13 protein-coding genes are annotated in these 17,311 nt (G+C 43.8%); 11 read left to right on the top strand and 2 right to left on the bottom strand.

What is annotated here, in order from left to right; genetic code table 11:
* Nucleotides 1-151: 151 nt before the first annotated feature.
* Complete coding sequence (locus Q8M62_RS15650) at nucleotides 152-1,645, bottom strand: calcineurin-like phosphoesterase family protein (RefSeq protein WP_304900080.1); 1,494 nt, start codon at nucleotides 1,643-1,645, stop codon at nucleotides 152-154.
* A gap of 613 nt (nucleotides 1,646-2,258) precedes the next feature.
* Between Q8M62_RS15650 and Q8M62_RS15645 the strand changes: the two genes are divergently transcribed.
* From Q8M62_RS15645 to Q8M62_RS15610, 8 genes are all read left to right on the top strand, one after another.
* On the top strand, nucleotides 2,259-2,672 hold the full coding sequence (locus tag Q8M62_RS15645) for a hypothetical protein (RefSeq protein ID WP_304900081.1): 414 nt from the start codon (nucleotides 2,259-2,261) through the stop codon (nucleotides 2,670-2,672).
* Between the two features lie 91 nt (nucleotides 2,673-2,763).
* A complete protein-coding gene (locus Q8M62_RS15640; RefSeq protein WP_305668193.1) occupies nucleotides 2,764-6,597 on the top strand; it encodes an efflux RND transporter permease subunit in 3,834 nt (1,277 codons plus the stop codon).
* 4 nt (nucleotides 6,598-6,601) lie between these two features.
* Nucleotides 6,602-8,266, top strand: coding sequence for a TolC family protein (locus Q8M62_RS15635; protein ID WP_304898886.1), 1,665 nt, complete (start codon nucleotides 6,602-6,604; stop codon nucleotides 8,264-8,266).
* A 9-nt stretch (nucleotides 8,267-8,275) separates the two neighbouring features.
* Nucleotides 8,276-10,054, top strand: coding sequence for an efflux RND transporter periplasmic adaptor subunit (locus tag Q8M62_RS15630; RefSeq protein ID WP_304898887.1), 1,779 nt, complete (start codon nucleotides 8,276-8,278; stop codon nucleotides 10,052-10,054).
* Nucleotides 10,055-10,278: 224 nt separating this feature from the next.
* The gene (locus tag Q8M62_RS15625) at nucleotides 10,279-10,854 is read left to right on the top strand and encodes a DUF3347 domain-containing protein (protein WP_304898888.1); all 576 of its coding nucleotides are present in this window, start codon (nucleotides 10,279-10,281) and stop codon (nucleotides 10,852-10,854) included.
* A gap of 200 nt (nucleotides 10,855-11,054) precedes the next feature.
* Nucleotides 11,055-11,480, top strand: a complete 426-nt coding sequence (locus Q8M62_RS15620) for a CHY zinc finger protein (protein WP_304898889.1) — start codon at nucleotides 11,055-11,057, stop codon at nucleotides 11,478-11,480.
* A 102-nt stretch (nucleotides 11,481-11,582) separates the two neighbouring features.
* On the top strand, nucleotides 11,583-12,164 hold the full coding sequence (locus Q8M62_RS15615; protein ID WP_304898890.1) for a DUF2911 domain-containing protein: 582 nt from the start codon (nucleotides 11,583-11,585) through the stop codon (nucleotides 12,162-12,164).
* A gap of 1 nt (nucleotide 12,165) precedes the next feature.
* Nucleotides 12,166-12,861 (top strand): PepSY domain-containing protein, encoded by a 696-nt coding sequence (locus Q8M62_RS15610; RefSeq protein ID WP_304898891.1) that lies wholly within the window; start codon nucleotides 12,166-12,168, stop codon nucleotides 12,859-12,861.
* Between the two features lie 186 nt (nucleotides 12,862-13,047).
* Here Q8M62_RS15610 and arfB read toward each other — a convergent pair whose 3' ends face one another.
* On the bottom strand, nucleotides 13,048-13,464 hold the full coding sequence (gene arfB, locus Q8M62_RS15605) for an alternative ribosome rescue aminoacyl-tRNA hydrolase ArfB (protein WP_304898892.1): 417 nt from the start codon (nucleotides 13,462-13,464) through the stop codon (nucleotides 13,048-13,050).
* Between the two features lie 170 nt (nucleotides 13,465-13,634).
* Between arfB and mnmA the strand changes: the two genes are divergently transcribed.
* The 3 genes from mnmA to Q8M62_RS15590 all read left to right on the top strand — a co-directional run bounded on the left by mnmA (nucleotide 13,635) and on the right by Q8M62_RS15590 (nucleotide 17,266).
* Complete coding sequence (mnmA, locus tag Q8M62_RS15600; RefSeq protein ID WP_304898893.1) at nucleotides 13,635-14,846, top strand: tRNA 2-thiouridine(34) synthase MnmA; 1,212 nt, start codon at nucleotides 13,635-13,637, stop codon at nucleotides 14,844-14,846.
* A 196-nt stretch (nucleotides 14,847-15,042) separates the two neighbouring features.
* A complete protein-coding gene (locus Q8M62_RS15595; RefSeq protein WP_304898894.1) occupies nucleotides 15,043-15,759 on the top strand; it encodes a pseudouridine synthase in 717 nt (238 codons plus the stop codon).
* Between the two features lie 43 nt (nucleotides 15,760-15,802).
* Nucleotides 15,803-17,266 (top strand): M28 family peptidase, encoded by a 1,464-nt coding sequence (locus Q8M62_RS15590; RefSeq protein WP_304898895.1) that lies wholly within the window; start codon nucleotides 15,803-15,805, stop codon nucleotides 17,264-17,266.
* The last annotated feature ends 45 nt before the right edge of the window (nucleotides 17,267-17,311 follow it).

Raw genomic sequence — 17,311 nt, 5'->3', positions numbered from 1 at the left:
TCCTTTGATTGAATTAACCAGTATAATTTTGAGAGATCTTTAAAATAATAAAACGCTCTCCTCCGAGACACCGCAAGAGAGAGCTCATTATCATTGCATTTGATTCAGTTACAATTTAGGGACAAAAGATTATTAATTTGACCCAGGTATTTTACACCCTCTTCGAATACACATTCCCAAATCGATCCTTGGCCTCAACCACCAAATTCTCTTTTGACTCAGGTTTAAAAAAGAACATGTGATCGTTCAGCTGTGGTTCCACCCAAGTGCGACGGGTGGGAAGAGTTGGGCCGGTGTGCAGTTCCACACTCCATGGGTCAAGTGCCAGTCGCTTCTCAGGTGCACCTTTTTTAATTCCATTCTCAAACCAGCTAATCTCCCATGCAGAATCGTAATTCCAACAATTGAGTGACATTTCCTCTTGGAAGTCTTTGTGATATCCTGTCTGATAAACCCGGAATTGCTCGTTGATATCCAAGCCGGTTCCTTTGTATTTCCACTGCAATTCGGAGCCATTGGCTTCATAGATCGCATAGCCGCTTGGCGTGCCGTCAAAGCAGATCGGACCAGACCACCAGGCACCGCAAACCGTCCCATGACAATGCTCATAGACATGGCGGCTGATCATGTTGTCATTAAAATGGGTATGTCCTGACATCAAGTGAGCATTGTAGCCTTCCAGCATGCGATACAGATGCTCCCTGTTGCTAACCGTCCCACCAAGCGTATCCCGATCAGGGTAGCGCGTTACCGCACCCGTGTAACTTGGAATATGCAGTGATACGACGACGGTTTTTCCTTTTTCCACCAGTTTCAAGTCTTGCTCCAGCCAGGCCAACTGCTCCTCCGGAATGTGTCCGATGTATTTGGTACCTGTGCCCAGATAAAACACATCATCCAAGACAACATAATGAACCTCTCCCCGATTCCAGGAATAATAAGTCGGTCCAAAATGACCTTTAAATGTGCCTGTGGTGGTCGTATCGGACCGACCGCCAAAGTCCATGTCATGATTACCCACCACCTGAAAAAATGGGATATTATACATTTGAATCGACTGATTGTATTCTTTGAAAAGTTCCAGCTTGTCAAAAACCAAATCTCCACAGCCAATTCCGAATATATTGGGGTCATCAAGCGAAGCAATGGTTTTCTGCACATCGGGAGCAGCCACGGTGAGCAGTTGATTTGCTTCGTACTCATTTTGAATTTGTGTATCTGCCAGCACCAAAAAGTGATGATTTTCATCCGAATTGACAGATTTCTTCAATTCAAAACTGAGATTTTGTTCAGACTTGCTGTGATCGATCCTTTGAAAGAAGGAAGCTGATCCATTTGCCTGTTTTTGGATTTCATAGCCTGAAGGAAGCGATACAAATACAAACTCACGATCAGTTCCTGAGATCAATTCGAATTCCCCGGAAGAATTGGTTTGGGCTACCATCCTTCCGTCAGAAACCGCAACGCCGCGAAGACCCTGACCATTTGTCAATACCCGTCCCCTGATTCGAATTGGGGAAAACACTGAAGGTAAATTCTGAAGCTTTACTTCTTTTTGAATGTTGGCAAAAACCGAATCTCCGAAGCCTATCCATCCTACTGAGGTGAGGCCTAGTCCTTTGATAAAATCTCTTCTGTTAAACATGGTGGTTGGGATTTAGGGTTGAATTGTAAAGGTTTAAAGTATTAAAAGTGTATAAGTTATTGCTTACCTGGCATAGGTATTTTTTTACTAATTTTTAATCTGTAAATCTGCTTTTTACACCCGAAAATCCATAGAAAATGAGTTTTGAGGTCCGATGAATCAAGCTGGGGGCTGGGACTTGGTCTTTCGACAATTATCAGCTACTCTACAAATTCATCATTAGAATGGTGGCTAATTGTGGCTAATCAATTTTTTTAAGCTTTGACTTTTGAGAAAGCCATATTTCCGTTGATTTAAAATAGGTTCTCCTTTGTCTTAGTTGTGGTTTTTGTCTTGAATCTTACATCTAGTATCTCTTTTTGGGTCTCGCCACTCACTTTGCCTCCCTTTTTTCACATAAATTTGAAAACTGAATTGAAATCTTTACGTCTATTCATAAAAGTTATCAATTTCTTAATTTTGGCACTGATTACTGCGGATCAATTTCATCAAAGCTTAACCCATATTTGCTTTCCAGTTCTTGTTTCTTACTGGTAAGATCTTGATCATTAAGTCATAATATGATTTGCCTTAATACGGAACACTTAAATTAATTTTACTTACTTTTGATTCTGTGAAAACCATTTTCTCCATATCCTTAGCCTTTTTGGTTCTATTCTCCTCCATTGGGATGGCGAAGACGACCCATTTTTGCATGGGCCATGCGATGAAAAGTGACTTTGGTTTTTCGCCGAAGCATCTGGATTGCGGAATGGCCATGGATATGGATCATGAGGAAAGTGATTCCAAGTCAGAAAAATCGACCCAGTCCTGCTGCGAGAATATCACCGAACACCTTCAGGTGGACGAGGATGTTCAGCTAGAAAAGAATCATTATTCTTTCAATGTGGTCTTTGCCGTGGCCTTGGCCCAGGTTTTTATTTTTGGTTTGGATTCTGTTGAGACTGAGCAACCTACTTTTGCACTATATACCTCCCCCCCACTTATTCAGGACTTCCACGTCCTTTTTGAGCAATTTCTGATTTAAATCCAAGGTTGGCAGGGCTGTTTTCCTGCATGCGTTTGACTTAAGCCAAATCGGCTTTAGATTCATTTTCTGCATTTAACCTTTGTGATTTATGCTAAACAAAATCGTCAAGTATTTCCTTGAAAATAAACTGGTTACAGTACTTTTCCTCCTGCTTATTATCGGCTGGGGAATCGTTACCGCACCTTTCAATTGGTCTGTCAGTTTTCTTCCGCGGGATCCTGTTCCTGTGGACGCCATCCCGGATATCGGGGAAAACCAACAAATCGTCTTCACCGAATGGATGGGGCGATCTCCTCAGGATGTGGAAGACCAAATCACCTATCCACTCACCACTTCCCTATTGGGACTTCCCGGAGTAAAAAGTGTCCGATCCAGTTCCGCCTTTGGATTTTCCAGTATCTACATCATTTTCGAAGAAGACATTGAGTTTTACTGGAGCAGATCCCGGGTACTCGAAAAGCTGAATTCACTATCGGCTGGACTACTTCCGGAAGGAGTTCAACCCAAACTTGGGCCTGATGCCACAGCTTTAGGGCAGGTCTATTGGTACACCCTCGAAGGCCGTGATCCGGATGGAAATCCCGTGGGCGGATGGGATCTTCATGAGCTTCGAACGATCCAAGACTACTATGTTCGCTATTCCCTCACAGCTGTGGAGGGAGTTTCCGAAGTCGCTTCCGTAGGCGGATATGTCAAAGAATACCAAGTTGACGTGGATCCGGGGGCCCTAAAAGCCAATGGCGTCACGCTGATGGATGTAATGGAAGCCGTCCGTAAGTCCAACTTGGACGTCTCTGCCAACACCATCGAGGTCAACAAAGTCGATTATTTCATCCGCGGGTTGGGCTATGTCGAAGAACTCTCAGATTTGGATAAAGCCGTAGTCAAAGTGACTGACAACGTCCCGATCCGAATTCAGGATGTTGCCCGGGTTAACATTGGCCCACAGACCCGAAATATGTCCGGTATTTTGGACAAGTCCGGTGCTGAGGCCGTGGGCGGAGTGGTCATCGCACGTTACGGAGACAATCCCTTGAAAGTGATCGAAGGCGTAAAAGCAGAAATCGAGAAAATTTCCCAAGGACTCCCTACCAAAACCCTGGCAGACGGGACAGTTTCAAAGGTTACGATCGTACCCTTCTACGATCGCACAGGCCTGATTTATGAGACTTTAGGTACACTGTATGAAGCGATCAGCCTTCAGATTTTGATTACAATTCTGGTGATCATCGTCATGGTATACAATCTGAGGGCCTCCTTATTGATTTCGGCTTTGCTTCCCATGGCGGTGCTGATGTGTTTCATTTTTATGAAATACTTCGGTGTAGATGCCAATATCGTTGCACTATCGGGCATCGCGATTGCCATCGGAACCATGGTGGATTTGGGGATTATTTTGAATGAAAATATTCTCCGCCATCTGGAAACAGCTCCTTCGGGTCAAACCAAACTCAAAACGGTCTATCAGGCCACATCGGAAGTTTCCGGTGCGATCATCACTGCTGTCAGTACGACCATTGTCAGTTTCTTGCCGGTTTTCACTCTCCAGGCAGCGGAAGGAAAACTTTTTGGTCCCTTGGCTTATACCAAGACATTTGCATTGATCTCAGCGGTGATTTTCACCTTGCTGATCATGCCTGCTTTTTCACACTGGATTTTTTCCATCAAAAAGCAAAAAGGACAAATTGGTCGCTACCTGAATTATGGTCTGCTGATTATCGGCCCAATCATCGCCTTGACCGTATGGTCTTGGGCTGGATGGTTGCTATTTGGATATGGCTTGGTGCATACTGCAGCATTTCATTTTCCTGAAAAAGTAGAAAAGCGAAAAAGCTTTCTGATCATTGCCGTTACGCTGTTGGCAGTTACCCTGCTTTTGACAAAGGAATGGATGCCTTTAGGTGTGTCGGTAAGCACCTTGACCAATTTCATTTTTATTGCTTTGCTCTTGACCTTGGTTTTGGGGGGATTTGCCGGATTTATCCGGATTTATCCCCGAATTCTCAACTGGTGTCTGGCCAATAAAATGAAGTTCATGCTTTTCCCCATAGTCGTAATCCTACTAGGAATTAGCGTCTGGTTAGGTTTTAACCGAGTTTTTGGGATAATTCCAAAAAGCTTCGATCTGATTGGAGTCAATATCCGAACCACTGGATTATGGTCAGGAATGACCCATACCTTTCCGGGTTTAGGTAAGGAGTTTATGCCTTCGCTCAATGAAGGCTCATTCCTCCTGATGCCGACTACAATGCCGCATTCCGGCATTCAGGAAAACAAGGAGGTTTTGCAAAAACTGGATATGATGGTGACAGCAATTCCTGAAGTGGATATGGTTGTGGGGAAAGCGGGTCGCGCAGAAACTGCCATCGATCCTGCACCGATTTCCATGTTTGAAAATACCATCAATTACAAAACCGAATACGCCACCGACATCAATGGAAGTCGAATTCGATTCAAAGTCAACAAGGATGGAAAATACGAATTGAAGGACGGTTCCTTGTTTGATCCCGAAACCATGACTCCCAATCAGATTCGGGTTAAAGACTTGGTGGAAGATCCGGATGGGGAATATTTCCGTCAATGGCGGTCCCATATCAAAACTCCGGATGATATCTGGAATGAGATCGTCAGCGTGATCAATTTGCCTGGTGTCACCTCCTCTCCCAAACTCCAACCGATTGAAACGCGTCTCGTCATGCTTCAAACAGGTATGCGTGCACCGATGGGAATCAAAGTATATGGCCCTGATCTACAGACCATTGAAAGCTTTGGTTTACAGCTAGAAAAGTACCTCAAAGAAGTTCCTTCGGTCAAAAAAGAAGCAGTTTTCGCCGATCGAATTGTTGGTAAACCCTACCTCGAATTGGACATTGACCGGGAGCAAATTTCTCGCTACGGACTCAATGTAAAAGATGTTCAGGACTTTATCGAGACTGCTATTGGAGGAATGAAACTCAGTACCACTGTCGAAGGCCGGGAGCGCTTCCCGATTCGTGTTCGCTACGCACGGGAGTTTAGAGACGATCCTTATGCCATTGAAAACCTTCAGATCCCAACTCCTGTCGGAAGTTACATTCCATTGGGGCAATTGGTCAAAGTGAGTTATCGTCCCGGACCTGATATGATTCGCGGTGAAAACAGCTTCCTGGTTGGTTATGTGCTTTTGGACAAAATGCCGGGCTTTGCTGAAGTGACTGTGGTGGAAGACGCCCAACGATACTTACAGGAAAAAATTGACTCCGGAGAGCTCAAAATCCCAAGTGGCGTTCGCTTTGCCTTTTCAGGTTCCTACGAAAATCAAATCCGCGCAGAGGCAAGACTTTCTTTAGTCGTTCCACTGAGTTTGATCCTGATATTTCTGATACTTTATTTCCAGTTCAGAGCGGTATCTACCACATTGTTTGTATTCACTGGAATCGCAATGGCCTTCTCAGGAGGATTTCTGATGATCTGGTTCTATGGACAGGATTGGTTTATGAATTTCTCCTTTTTCGGGGCCAATCTTCGGGATCTTTTCCAGATGAAAGTCTACAATCTCAGCGTAGCAGTTTGGGTGGGATTCATCGCCTTGTTTGGAATTGCCACCGATGATGGAGTTGTAGTGGCTTCCTATTTGGATCAAAGCTTTAAAGAGAACAAGCCGAGCACTGTTCAGGAAATCCGTGACTCGGTATTGGAAGCAGGAAAACGGAGAGTTTTGCCCTGTATGATGACTACTGCTACCACTATGCTTGCCTTGGTTCCGATCTTCACTTCCACCGGAAGAGGATCGGATATTATGATTCCGATGGCGATTCCTTCTTTGGGAGGAATGGTATTGGAGATTACCACAGTATTTATCGTGCCTACCCTCTATTGCTGGTGGGCAGAACGGAAATTAAAACACAATTCCGAAGTCTTCACTGAGGAATCAAACGCATAAGGTTATGAAAAAATTAAAAGATTTCGGATTTCGGATTTCAGATTTCGGAGTTTGGTTATTGATCATGCCGCAGTTAATATCTTCAATAACTCTTTTAAAAGGGTGGTTTGCGAAGACCTACCTACGGGACAGGCAGGCCCAAACCACGGCGAGGGAAAAATCTGTGAGCATCCGTGAAAATCTGTGGGAAAAATTAAAAAATTCAACCTTCTCACTTCAGCTTTCTGACTTGAAATTTCAAATCTCAAATCTCAAATTTCAAATATTCTATTTAGTACTTCCTCTTTGCTTCTCACTGTTTACCTATCAGGCAAAGGCTCAATCCCTCGATGACTATCTCATCCAAGCTGCCCAGAATAACCCAGGATTAAAAGCCTCTTATTCACGGTATATGGCATCTATGGAGCGAAGCGGACAAGTTGCCCTGCCTGATCCCGAATTGCGGGTAGGGTTTTTCCTACGTCCTATGGAGCGATTTATGGGAAATCAGCAGGCAGACATTCAGCTGATGCAGATGTTCCCCTGGTTTGGAATGCTTTCCGCACAAAAAGAAGAGGCCAATTACATGGCACTCGCTCAATATCAGCTCTTTTTAGAGGAAAAGAATCAGTTGTTTTTCCAAATCAAATCCACCTGGTACGAGCTTCACCGACTTAATGAGGAAATTCGGATCAGCAAAGAGAATCTGGAATACCTGAAGAAATACGAACGTCTTGCATTGATTAAGTATCAAGCTGCGGCACCGACTACCGGAGGTGCAGCACCAACTTCTAGCAATCAAACCGCCAGCACTTCAAGCAGCAGCTCTGCCGGAGCTTCTTCCATGAATTCAATGGACGCAACCACTTCTCAAATGCCCACCTCCGCAAGTTCCATGAGCAGTGGAATGGGTTCTTCAGGCACAGGTTCGGGTATGAGTGATGTCTTGCAGATTCGCATTGAAATGAAAGAGTTGGAAAGCAATCTATCCCAGTTGGAAGCCAATATGGAGCCTTTGCAGATCAAGTTTAATCAGCTTCTCAACCGGGAAAACCGGGAAGAAATCCTTGTGTCAACCACCCTTTCACCTGCTAATTTGGATAACGGAAAGCTTGAAGTTCTGGAAAATATAAAAGCCAGTAACCCGATGCTAGCAATGTACGACTCGGAAATGGCTGCATATGATCAACAGGCGCGAATGGCAAAATTGGACGGACGGCCCATGCTTGGTGCAGGAGTCAATTACATGCCATTCAAACCAAGGTTGGAGGACGGAATGATGATGGGTGGAGATAATATGGTCATGCCGATGGTGACTATAACCTTGCCTATCTACCGGAAGAAAACAAACGCCAAAATCAAAGAAGCCGAATACCTCAAAGAAGCGACTTCCCTGACCCGCCAAAAAACAGAAAATCTGCTCACCATGGAGTGGGCCAATGCTTTTCGGGATTGGGAAGATGCCGAACGAAAAATCCGACTATACACGGAACAGGTGAAACTTGTCGACCAAACTATCAATCTCCTGCTGACAGCCTACAGCAATAGCGGAAGGGATTTTACAGAAGTACTTCGTGCCCAGCAGCTTCTGCTGGATTACCAACTGAAACGCGTCAATGCAATCAATCAGCAATACCAAAGCCTAGCTATGCTTGAAATGCTTGCTTCATCTGATGTTGAACTTCAATAAGACTTTAAAATGAAAAAGATATTCGAAAATAAATTCGCGCTAATTACCCTCACTTTGGTGATAGGGGTACTATTCGGCTGGTTGATCAAGCCAAGTCCTTCCCAATTGGAAGCAACCGATGGACATGACCATGGGTTGGAAAGTTTAAGCAATCAACTTTGGACTTGTTCCATGCATCCGCAGGTTAAGTTGAGCGAACCGGGAGACTGCCCGCTTTGCGGGATGGATCTTATCCCTGTTTCCACCTCTTCCAGTTCATCTTCCAATCCAATGGCCTACGAAATGACTCCGGAGGCTGTGGCTATGGCCCAAATCCACACCACAAAAATTGCTGGGGTGAATGCTTCCGGTGAACTCTTTCTCACGGGGAAAATCCAACCGGACGAGCGGGAAAATGCATCAGTAACTGCAAAATATCCCGGAAGAATCGAACGCTTGTTTGTAAGCTTTACCGGAGAGGAAGTCAAAGCCGGTCAACGCTTGGCGACACTCTATTCCCCCGAATTGCTTTCTGCGCAACGTGAACTTCTTGAAGCTGTTAAAAGCAAAAACGATTTTCCCGAACTTTATCAGGCGGCCAAAGAAAAACTCAAATTCTGGAAGCTGACCGAAAGTCAAATCAATGCGATTGAGCAATCCGGAAAAGTCACCGAACAAATTGACATTCTTGCAGATCAATCCGGTGTGGTTGTACAGCGCAATGTAGCTGTGGGGGATTATGTCAGCACAGGAACCGTGCTATTTAATGTGGTCAATCTGAATAAGCTTTGGGTGCTATTGGACGCTTACGAATCGGATTTACAATTTCTGAATTTTGGTAACGAAATCAATTTTTCTGTCGCAGGTTTTCCCGGAGATGAGTTTAAGGCTAAAATCACGTTCATCGACCGATTAATCAATCCGAATACTCGAGCAGCATCTGTACGGGCTGAAATCACAAATTCAGGCCAGAAACTGAAGCCTGAAATGTTTGTCACTGCACGAATCAGGACCAACGCAAAGTCAGCAGCTTCCGGAATATCCGTTCCGAGAACAGCGGTTTTGTGGTCGGGAAAACGATCGGTAATCTATGTCAAAGTACCGGATGCGGAGATGCCTTCCTTTGAAATGCGTGAAGTAACCTTAGGCCCTAGAATGGGTGATAATTACATCATTGAAGCAGGCTTGCAGGCTGGGGAGGAAATCGTAACTAACGGTGTTTTTGCCATCGATGCTGCCGCTCAGCTTTCAGGACAATTCAGCATGATGAACAGACCAAAGACCAAATCTTTGGAGGTCTCGCAGGAGTTCAGGGATCAAATTACATCGGTAGCAGATGCCTACTTTCTGGTGAAAAATAATCTGGTTAAAGACAACCTTTCAGAAGCCCAAAAATCCCTGAGCACTTTAGATCAAAATTTGGGTAAAGTAAATATGAATCTAGTAAAGGGCGAGGCCCATGACCTTTGGATGGGGATGCTTTCAGGATTAAAAGATGCCAAAACGAAGATGGCTAATACCAAAGACCTAGAGGAAGCCCGAAAGCATTTCTCAATGCTTTCCTTTCACATGCTGGAGGTGACAGAAACATTCGGGTTGAACAAAGCTGTGGTGTACAAGGATTATTGCCCGATGGCATTTGGAGATCAGGGCGCCTATTGGCTTTCAGAGCAAAAGGAAATCACCAATCCCTATTTCGGCGCATCCATGCTGAGCTGCGGAGAAGTAAAACAAACCTACCTCAAAGGTCAGCCGGTGATGAATCTAGCTGGGAATCCAACTTCTCCTCCCGTTTCACATAATCATTGAGATTTTACCAGACCTGCCAGGTTTTCAAAAACCTGGCAGGTCTATTTCCCTACAGACCGAATCTTGAAAGAATAAAAATCAAACACTTATCACAAATCAAATTAATTTCAAATGAAATCAAGCCTGTCTGCTACAGGCAGGCATGAACCTTCGGTGTCACACACTGGGATGATTATTCACCATGCGAGATTCCATGTGGCCACTTAAAAACAAATTATAAACACATGAAAAAGACCCTCTTATTCGCATCTCTGATTTCATTCGCAGTGTTTTCCTGCGGAGAAAAATCCACCTCAAAAGAAACTCATGCAGAAGCCCACGCTTCGAGTGACGCGACTACCGCCAAAGCTATGGCAGTGAAAAGTTCAAAGTCCACAACAGCAATTATTGAAGGGTATTTAGCCGTAAAAGATGCTTTGGTCGCCGATGATCAAGCAACTGCTTCAATCAAAAGTGTTGCTTTAGTTTCCGATCTTAAAGCATATGATATCGCGTCATCTCAGGCAAATGACCCCGAAGAATTAGAAAGACTACAGGTAGAAGCTATCGGATTTGCCGAAAAATTGGCAGCTGGAGACATTGCTGCCCAGCGTGAAAGTTTTCAGTCACTTAGTGTTACCATGAAGGAGTTTCTGAAAATCGCCGGAGTTGACCGTACACTTTACCATCAGTATTGCCCGATGTACAAGGGAAACAAAGGAGGCATGTGGCTGAGCGCTAATGAAAACATCAAAAATCCATTGTTTGGAAGTTCGATGTTGACTTGCGGTCGAGTAGAGGAAACTTTGGCTTTGAATTAAATCAATTTGGGAGGCGGGCCTTATTTAGGACCCGTCTTCTGAATTATTTGAAAATTCGGAATGCTGCACAAATCCATATTTTTGTAGAATTAAATCCCCCTACCCCTCTTAAAAAGGGGGAATTGCGCCGCTTTGATCCTCAAATCCATTGATTAGAATTTAGCTGAATTATTGCGGATGAACATATACCAATCAATCCAATGAGAAAAAATGTACTATTTACACTTGGACTTATTCTGCTTTTCACAGCAGGTTCTTTTGCTCAAGAGAAAGTATTGGAACCACTGAAAGTCTCACAAATCCGCGGAGTAAATGTTTTCGGAAAACCTGTGGACAATCAAACCCGCTGTGTGCATTGGCATTCCGAATTGGACATCATAGCCATCAAATTCAAATGTTGCGACAAATATTACCCCTGCTTTTCTTGCCATGAAGAGGAAGCAGACCATGAGCATAAAGTCTGGCCAAAGGCAGAATTTGACCAAAAAGCAATTCTTTGTGGCGTTTGCGGTACCGAATTAAGTATTAAAGATTACATGGCCTCAAACAATACCTGTCCAAGTTGTAAATCGGGCTTTAACCCCGGATGCAGCAAGCATTACCATTTGTATTTTGAAACAGATTGAATGTACGAAGTACTAAGTACCAGGTACAAAGTAGGAAGGTTAAAATAACCTTTACAAATAACCCAATAACAAATAACCTATCACCCACCATCACACAGCACTATGAAGTATTCACCCATTATCTCAGCCATTTTCCTTTTAGTTGCAATTTCTTGTTCTCCCAAAACGGAATCTGAAACCCTAACAGCAGAAGATCACAGTCAGCACCAAACAGCAACTGCACCCACTGCCTCCAAAAGCCCAAAAACTGAAGCCATGGCGATGGTGGGAGGTAATCACATCCACATCGACTATTCCTCTCCAAGTGTCCGGGGAAGGCAAATTTTCGGTGGACTGGTTGGGTTTGGAGAAGTTTGGTCCACCGGAGCGCATAAAGCCACAAGTATAAAGTTTGATAAAAATGTATTGATCGGAGGAAAAGAAATCCCGGCAGGGAAATACGGCTTCTTCACCATTCCCGGGGAAACCGAATGGACACTCATTCTTAATAAAGTTTGGGACATGCACCTTGCAGACGATTACAATCCAGCCGAAGATATCATCCGCATGACGGTAACGCCGGAGATCCTTACAGAAACAGTTGAATCACTTACTTACACTGTCACCGAAAAATCTGCGAATACAGCAGAAATAAGCATGGCTTGGGATAAGACAAAAGTGAGTTTTGAAGTAATCAACAAGTAAGATGCGAAAGAACAACCAATTCTACGCCCGAAGAATCCACCGCTTTTTAGGTGTTTTCATCGGGATACAATTTCTGTTCTGGACGATCTCAGGACTTTATTTTTCTTGGACAGACATCGACGAGATTCACGGGGATCATTTTCACCAGGATCACATGATGCATATGACTGCTGCCAATTTGGTCGATCCCGCAAGTTTGGATTCTACCTTAGAGATTGCCAGCCTGGAGCTCCGTTTTGTCAAACACCAACCCTACTATTGGGTAAATGGCGAGCAACTGTTTCATGCACAAACTGGGGCTTCCAAAGGTGAAATCACCGAAGAAGAAGCCAAGGAGATCGCCAAAATCTATATCAAAGGTGACTTTGGAATCAAATCAGCTGAATACCTGACGGAGACTGGTTCGCACCACGAATATCGGGGTCGTCCCCTACCGGCTTGGGCGGTTAACTTTGAGCATCCCGAGAATCTTACAGCTTACATTGATGCCAAAAGCGGAAATTTTGAACGCGTCAGGCATAGAAACTGGCGTTGGTTTGACACGCTTTGGATGTTTCACACGATGGATTACGCTGGTCGGGACAATTTCAACAACCTCCTGTTGAGGGCATTTTCCCTGTTTGGATTGGCCACGATTGCTTCTGGCTTTACACTGTTCTTTATGACTTGGAAAAAATCTAAATCCTCAAAAAAATAATCTTGGACTTCTGACTTTAACTTTTCCAAAGTTTCAAACTTTGGAAAAGTTTTTAGATCTTAATTTTTAAGCCTACCTCCGGCAGTTAAACTTTTTGACTTTATACTTCTTAGCTCCAAAACTCTTGTCGCAAGCATCTTACTTCCAATATCTTGATACCTGCTACCAGATACTTGCTACTTTGATTTACTCTTTCCACTTCCGATTTGCCTTCTTTTCCGCCTGAACCTTCTTTGATTTTAAGCGATCTTCAATAGCACCTTTGCTTGGTCTCGTTGCTTTTCGGATTTTCTTTTTGTGAAAAGCTGTTTTTAGCAGATCATAAAATTTCTTGATCACCAGCTCTTTGTTCTGAATTTGAGAGCGCTTTTCCTGACAGGAAAGGTTCAAATTCCCTTCCTGATCGATCTTGTTTTTCGCTTTTTGAAGCAAAGTCAATTTTTCTTCCTCGCTCAGGACCAATGACTTGTTGACATCGAAACTCAACTGAACTTTCGTCTCAACCTTATTGACGTTTTGTCCTCCAGGTCCACCACTTCGGGCAGTTTGGAATTGAAGTTCGGGGACAAAGTCTCCGTTAGCTATTCGTTTTTCGAGGGACATTTGGTTGTAAAGTTTGAAAGTTGCAAGGTGGCAAAGTTAGGATCCAACTTTACAACTTTAGCACTTTGCAACCTTACAACTCTTTTAATTTATCTTCACGAACTTATTGAAATCAAATCGACGTTTCATCTCCGTAACCTAATGGACCTTGAATCCATTAATTCTTACCTATGAAAACAAAACCTAGAGTCGTCGTAGGCCTTTCGGGCGGTGTCGACAGCAGCGTGGCTGCCAAATTATTACTCGATCAGGGCTACGAAGTCATCGGCATGTTTATGAAAAACTGGCACGATGAATCCGTCACCATCTCCAACGAGTGCCCATGGATGGAAGACTCCACCGATGCGATGCTAGTGGCCGAAAAACTCGGAATCCCCTTCCAAGCCATCGATCTCAGTGAAGAATACCGGGAGCGGATTGTGGATTACATGTTTGCGGAATACGAAGCCGGACGCACACCAAATCCGGACATCCTCTGCAACCGGGAAATCAAATTCGATATTTTCTTAAAAGCTGCCCAAAAGCTCAAAGCGGACTTTGTGGCTACGGGACATTATTGCCAAAAAGGCGAAATTGAAGTGGATGGAAAGCCCGTTTACCAGCTTTTGGCCGGAGCCGATCCAAACAAAGATCAAAGCTATTTTCTTTGCCAACTTTCCCAAGAGCAACTTTCCAAGGCGCTTTTCCCCATCGGCCATTTGCAAAAACCCGATGTACGAAAAATCGCCAAAGAAGCAGATTTAATCACTGCTGAAAAGAAAGATTCACAAGGACTTTGCTTCATCGGTAAAGTACGCCTGCCTGAATTCCTTCAGCAGCAACTCAAACCTAAAAAAGGTAAAATCATTCAGATTCCAGAAAATCTGGAGGTCTTTCAAAAGCTGCAAATGCCTGTGGGAATTGCTCCTGAAGATTGGGATGATGACATTTTGAAAGCGATTTCCTTACCGATACATTTCACAGCTGATCAGGGAAAAATCTTGGGTGAGCACAATGGCGCACATTATTTCACCGTGGGTCAGCGCAAAGGACTCCAAGTAGGCGGCACAGGTAAGCCACTTTTTGTAATTTCTACCGATACCAAAGAGAATGTCATTTTCACAGGTTTAGGTGAGGATCATCCCGGGTTAAACCGATTTGGACTCTTTGTGAAAAATGAGGAGATCCATTGGATCAGAGAAGATTTGGCACTACAGCCAGGAGAATCAGCCGAATATTTGGCACGCATCCGATATCGTCAGCCGCTTTCCAAAGCGACTCTGATTATGCGGGAAAATGGATTGTATGTGATCTTTGAAAATGCCCAAAAAGGAATTGCTTCCGGACAGTTTGTGGCTTGGTACCAAAGAGAAGAATGTATCGGAAGCGGAACGATATTTTAAAAAATTTACCACGGAGAGCACGGAGAAAAAAAGAGTTCGTTGGCAAACCTTAAATTGAACTTCAATCCTAAAAACCGAAATGAGCCTTTTTGAGGTCACAGAGAAAGCTAAAGCTTTTGTTGGTTTTAAACTGTAAATCAAACTTTCTTTGCGCCCGCTCAATTTTCCTCCGCGTACTCCGTGGTTAAAAATCCTTATGCTAGACATCCTCTTCGAAGACGAACACTTAATCATCATTGACAAACCTGCCGGATTGCTGGTTCACCGGACACGTCAGGCTTTTGGAGAGGATGAAAACGCCTTAATTCAACTTCGGGATCAGATCGGTTCTTGGGTAGCTCCTGTACATCGGTTGGATCGGGCGACGAGTGGAACCTTACTTTTTGCAAAAAATGAGGCAATTCTTCCTTTAATGAAAGCACAATTCAGCGATCGAAAAGTGGAAAAAACTTACCTCGCAATAGTCCGCGGCATTCCTGTAGAAAAAGAAAATCTGATCGATCATCCACTGACGAGTGAGCGATCCGGAAAACTTCAGGAGGCCCAAACTAAATACAAGGTCATCGCTGAATCGGAAATTCCATTCAATTCCACCGGTCGCTATCCTACAAGCAGATACAGTCTTCTCGAGGTGGATCTAATGACAGGACGCACCCATCAGATTCGAAGGCATTTGGCCCATATTCGTCATTACATTGTTGGTGACAAAAAGCATGGCGATAACAAGCAGAATATTTTTTTTGAAAAGCAATTCGGACTTACTAATCTTTTGCTTCATGCATGGAAGTTGTCTGTAAACAATCCCATGACAGGTGAAAAAATTTCAGTCTCCTGCCCTATTCCTGTACATTTCCGAACAATCATGCAAGAATTGGCGTGGAAACCGAATGAAATTCTACAGGCTTCGAATTGAAATCGAGAATTTGCGCTATTTTCCCCCATTATTTAATTACCCTATGAAGAGATTAACCATTACCATGAGCTTACTGCTTGCCATTGGCTCATTTTCTTTTGCCCAAAAGCAAGACATCGAAAAGAAATTTGATTCAAAGGCAGCCATCGAAGAGTTCACTTACTTGGCTTCAGATGAACTGATGGGAAGAGACCCTGCCAGACCTGAGATGAAGTTGGCTTATACCTTTATTGCAGATCTGCTCAAAAAAGCAGGAGCTACTCCCCTTCCAGGTGCGGATGGATTTTACCAAAACATCCCCTTTCGGCTTTCCTCCCCTCCAAAATCAGGATCCCTGAAAATCGGAGATAAGGAATTCACTCAAGGCCAAAACATGCTGGTTTTAGATGGAAAATCCTTCTCAGGCACTTACGAACTGGTAGATGTGGGATTTGGGATGGATGAGGATTTTGCAGGGAAGGATTTGAAAGGAAAAATCGCAATCACCAATGCCGGTGCCCCAAATAAGCTGAGTCCAAACCAACTTTTTTCCGAAGGAAGATCCAAAACCCTACGTGCAAAAGAAGCCGGAGCTGTTGCCCTAATCGAGCGGTTCAATGTACCCTCAGTTCCATGGCAATTGGTTTCCGGATTCCTTAACCGGCCCCAAATGAGCGTCGATCAAGGTTCCGCAAGTGATTTGCCCTACGTTTGGATTGAGGATGCAAAAAACCAAATGACAGGTGATAAACTGAAAAATGCTGTTTTTGCGATTCAAGGTAAAGTTAACGTAGACATAGACGGTAAAAATGTCCTGGCTTGGATTGAAGGTACTGATCCGGTTTTGAAAAATGAATTCATCATGCTCTCAGCGCATTACGATCACGTGGGCGTAGGCGCTCCTGATGCCAAAGGAGATTCGATTTATAATGGCGCAAGAGACAATGCTGTTGGCACTGTTGCAGTGATTAATGCCGCCAAATACTTCGTACAGAATCCTCCAAAACGATCTGTCATATTTGCACTTTGGACGGCTGAGGAAAAAGGACTTTTGGGTAGTGGCTACTTTGCCAACAATCCATTGATTCCGTTGAACCAAATCGTTTACAATTTGAATATTGACAATGCCGGTTATAACGATACGTCCATCATCACAGTGATTGGTTTGGGTAGAACTAGCGCAGATTTTATGATTGAGGAAGCTGTTGCTGAGTTTGGCTTGACGGCAAAGGCAGATCCTTCTCCGGAACAGGGCCTATATGACCGTTCAGACAATGTGAATTTTGCCAGAAAAGGTATTCCTGCGCCAAGCTTCACATTAGGATTCACTGCATTTGATGATGAAATTCAACAATATTATCACAAAGCCGCAGATGAAGTAGACAGCTTTGACATGGATTATGCAAAGATCTATTGGAAATCCTATATTCTCTCTGCACAAAAAGTAGCCAATTGGAACCAGCGACCCAAATGGGCAGTCGGTGACAAATATGAAGAAGTCAGCAAAGAACTCTATGGGGATAAATAGTATTTAGACTTTTGATGCAGGAAACAAGTCATAAGATTCAAGACA

Source organism: Algoriphagus sp., from assembly GCF_030694375.1.
Classification (GTDB): domain Bacteria; phylum Bacteroidota; class Bacteroidia; order Cytophagales; family Cyclobacteriaceae; genus Algoriphagus.
Note: the sequence above shows the minus strand (reverse complement) of the source record. Positions and strands in the feature narration are given on the sequence as shown.

Coding starts and splice junctions, on each gene's coding strand:
- Q8M62_RS15650 (WP_304900080.1), bottom strand. CDS start 1,645: ATGTTTAACAGAAGAGATTTTATCAAAGGACTAGGCCTCACCTCAGTA.
- Q8M62_RS15635 (WP_304898886.1), top strand. CDS start 6,602: ATGAAAAAATTAAAAGATTTCGGATTTCGGATTTCAGATTTCGGAGTT.
- Q8M62_RS15625 (WP_304898888.1), top strand. CDS start 10,279: ATGAAAAAGACCCTCTTATTCGCATCTCTGATTTCATTCGCAGTGTTT.
- Q8M62_RS15590 (WP_304898895.1), top strand. CDS start 15,803: ATGAAGAGATTAACCATTACCATGAGCTTACTGCTTGCCATTGGCTCA.
- Q8M62_RS15615 (WP_304898890.1), top strand. CDS start 11,583: ATGAAGTATTCACCCATTATCTCAGCCATTTTCCTTTTAGTTGCAATT.
- Q8M62_RS15630 (WP_304898887.1), top strand. CDS start 8,276: ATGAAAAAGATATTCGAAAATAAATTCGCGCTAATTACCCTCACTTTG.
- Q8M62_RS15610 (WP_304898891.1), top strand. CDS start 12,166: ATGCGAAAGAACAACCAATTCTACGCCCGAAGAATCCACCGCTTTTTA.
- arfB (WP_304898892.1), bottom strand. CDS start 13,464: ATGTCCCTCGAAAAACGAATAGCTAACGGAGACTTTGTCCCCGAACTT.
- Q8M62_RS15595 (WP_304898894.1), top strand. CDS start 15,043: ATGCTAGACATCCTCTTCGAAGACGAACACTTAATCATCATTGACAAA.
- Q8M62_RS15640 (WP_305668193.1), top strand. CDS start 2,764: ATGCTAAACAAAATCGTCAAGTATTTCCTTGAAAATAAACTGGTTACA.
- Q8M62_RS15620 (WP_304898889.1), top strand. CDS start 11,055: ATGAGAAAAAATGTACTATTTACACTTGGACTTATTCTGCTTTTCACA.
- mnmA (WP_304898893.1), top strand. CDS start 13,635: ATGAAAACAAAACCTAGAGTCGTCGTAGGCCTTTCGGGCGGTGTCGAC.